1 rRNA gene is annotated in these 1217 nt (G+C 52.7%); it reads left to right on the top strand.

Going from position 1 to position 1217, the window contains the following annotated elements:
• A 23S ribosomal RNA gene (locus CHH67_RS25595) occupies positions 1-1217 on the top strand; the annotation flags it as partial.

Here is a 1217-nt window from a genome sequence, read left to right on the forward strand (position 1 = left end):
GGTTAAGCTACTAAGAGCACACGGAGGATGCCTAGGCGCTAGGAGCCGATGAAGGACGTGGCGAACGACGAAATGGCCTCGGGGAGCTGTAAGCAAGCTTTGATCCGGGGATGTCCGAATGGGGAAACCCGGCTGGTGTAATAACCAGTCACTCACAGCTGAATACATAGGTTGTGAAGAGGCATACCCAGGGAACTGAAACATCTAAGTACCTGGAGGAAGAGAAAACAAGAGTGATTCCGTCAGTAGCGGCGAGCGAACGCGGAACAGCCTAAACCGAAGAGCTTGCTCTTCGGGGTTGTGGGACGTCTCACATGGAGTTACAAAGGTTTAGATTAGTTGAACAGGTCTGGAAAGGCCGGCCATAGAAGGTAAAAGCCCTGTAGTCGAAAATGTGAACCCTCCGAGACGGATCCCGAGTAGTGCGGGGCACGTGAAACCCCGTATGAATCTGCCAGGACCATCTGGTAAGGCTAAATACTCCCTAGCGACCGATAGTGAAGCAGTACCGTGAGGGAAAGGTGAAAAGCACCCCGGGAGGGGAGTGAAATAGAACCTGAAACCGTGTGCTTACAAGAAGTCAGAGCCCGTTCAATGGGTGATGGCGTGCCTTTTGTAGAATGAACCGGCGAGTTACGTTCCCATGCAAGGTTAAGGCGAGAAGCCGTAGCCGCAGCGAAAGCGAGTCTGAATAGGGCGAATTAGTATGTGGGCGTAGACCCGAAACCGTGTGATCTACCCCTGTCCAGGGTGAAGGTGCGGTAACACGCACTGGAGGCCCGAACCCACGTACGTTGAAAAGTGCGGGGATGAGGTGGGGGTAGCGGAGAAATTCCAATCGAACTCGGAGATAGCTGGTTCTCCCCGAAATAGCTTTAGGGCTAGCCTCGGAATAAAGAGTCATGGAGGTAGAGCACTGATTGGGTGCGGGGCCCGCAAGGGTTACCAAGCTCAGTCAAACTCCGAATGCCATCGACTTATGTCCGGGAGTCAGACAGTGAGTGCTAAGATCCATTGTCAAAAGGGAAACAGCCCAGACCATCAGCTAAGGTCCCCAAGTGTGTGTTAAGTGGGAAAGGATGTGGAGTTGCACAGACAACCAGGATGTTGGCTTAGAAGCAGCCACCATTTAAAGAGTGCGTAATAGCTCACTGGTCGAGTGACTCTGCGCCGAAAATGTAACGGGGCTAAACACACCACCGAAGCTATGGCTTGAT

It is taken from the genome of Paenibacillus campinasensis, from assembly GCF_002272015.1.
Lineage (GTDB): Bacteria > Bacillota > Bacilli > Paenibacillales > Paenibacillaceae > Paenibacillus_AQ > Paenibacillus_AQ campinasensis.